This is a genomic window from Streptomyces sp. NPDC059456 (genome assembly GCF_042750055.1).
Classification (GTDB): domain Bacteria; phylum Actinomycetota; class Actinomycetes; order Streptomycetales; family Streptomycetaceae; genus Streptomyces.
Genome location: NZ_JBHYVA010000076.1, coordinates 5,027 through 6,695, shown reverse-complemented (window position 1 = coordinate 6,695; position 1,669 = coordinate 5,027). Strand labels below are relative to the sequence as shown.

At 75.1% G+C, this 1,669-nt stretch carries 1 protein-coding gene; it reads right to left on the bottom strand.

Features of this window, described 5'->3' with window-relative positions:
- Positions 1-111: 111 nt before the first annotated feature.
- Positions 112-1,497, bottom strand: a complete 1,386-nt coding sequence (locus ACFXA3_RS10000) for an SMP-30/gluconolactonase/LRE family protein (RefSeq protein WP_385184464.1) — start codon at positions 1,495-1,497, stop codon at positions 112-114.
- Positions 1,498-1,669 lie beyond the last annotated feature (172 nt).

Below are 1,669 nucleotides of genomic sequence, written 5' to 3'. Positions count from 1 at the left end.
GGGTGCGGGCGCGGGGGGGGGGCGGCGCGCGCCCCGCGCCGGCGCGCGGGGGCTCCGGGCGGGGGCGGCCCGGGGCGGGGGCGCGCGCCGCGCCGCCGGCGCCCGGACGGGTCAGCCCTTGGTGCGGCTGCCGGCGTCCTCGTCCTCATCCGCGCTGTTGTCGTCCGCGCCGTCGTCGGCCGCGGCCTGGTCGTCCGCCCGGCCGTCTTCTTCGTCGTCGGCCTGGTCGTCGGCCTGGTCATCGGCCCGACCGTCGTCCTCGGCGTCGGCCTGGTCCTCGTCCTGGCCACGGTTCTCGTCCCTGGCCTGGTCCTCGCGCCCGCCGTGGTCCTCGTCCCTCGCGTGGTCCTCGCGCCGGCCCGGGTCCTCGTCCTTGGCGTTGTCCTCCGTCTTGCCGGGGTCCTCGGCCTTGCCGTTCTCGGCCTTGGGCTTCGAGACGTCGGCGATCAGCAGGTTCGGGTCGATGCCGGTGAGGAAGGCGCCGCTGGTCACGAAGACGTGGTGGTGGCGGACCGCCACCGCGGTGGGTCCGGACAGCCCGTCCGCCCGGGTGAGCAGGACGGTGTGGGTGCCGTCGGGCCGGACCAGGACGACTTCGCCGTTGTCGGTGTTCAGCGCGGCGAGCACCGTCGTGCCGTGCCCGGCGAACGCGAAGTCGTCGATCCCCGTCAGCCCGGTGGCCCGGGTCCTGATCGGGCCCGCGGCCCCGTCCTTCTCGACCGGGATCCGCAGCAGCGTGCCCCGGTCGTAGTTCGACACCCAGACCGCGTTGTCGCGCACCTTGATGCCGTTCGCGCCGATGAACGTGGACGGCTCCAGGGCGGCGCCGGTGGCCCAGGCCGTCACCCGGGGCTCCGCGCCGAGCGAGACGCGCCGCACCGTGCCGAGGACGGAGTCGGCGACGTAGAGCCGTTTGTGCTGCTCGTCGAGGGCGAGGCCGTTGGCGAAGCCGTTCGCCGGCAGGTCGACGAACTTGGTGACGTCGCCGTGCGGGGCGATCCGGTAGATGCCGGTCTCGGACGTGCCGGTGTTGAAGGCGACGTAGAGCGACCCGTCCTTGGTGCGGACGATCCCGGACACGACGGCGGCGCGCACCAGGGGGGTCCGCGGGTTCGCGACGGCGGGCAGCGTCGCCAGGAGCCGGGTGGCGCCGTGGTGGTCCACGCGGACCACCTGGCGGGCCAGGGCGAGGGTCAGGTCGGCGGTGCCGTCGGGCTCCAGGGCGATGTTCTCGGGTGTCTGGCCGGCATCGAAGTTGAAGTGCGCGACGGTCCGCGGGTCCGTGAGCTCGAGCGAGGGCTTCGGCGAGGGCTTCGGCGAGGGTTTGGGCGACGGCTTGGGCGACGCGGCCGGTGTCGGTGGCGGGGCCGCGACCGCGCCCGCTGCGGGGGTGGACAGGAGCAGGGCGAGGGCGATGCCCACGGCCCCGCCGGTGCGTGGCGTACGGAGTCTGCGAGCCGTGCGGGGCACGGGGGCCATGCGGAACAGGCGGAGCACGGGACTCTCCTTGTCGACCGGGAGTGACAGGAGTCCAGAACAACATGACGAAATGTCACCATCGGTTCATCACACCGCGCCGTCCCGGAGATCGACCCGCCCGGCCGAAGCACGCGCCGGCCCGCCGCCCGCCCGGCCGGAACCCCGCGCCCGCCCGCCGGCGGTTCCGGCG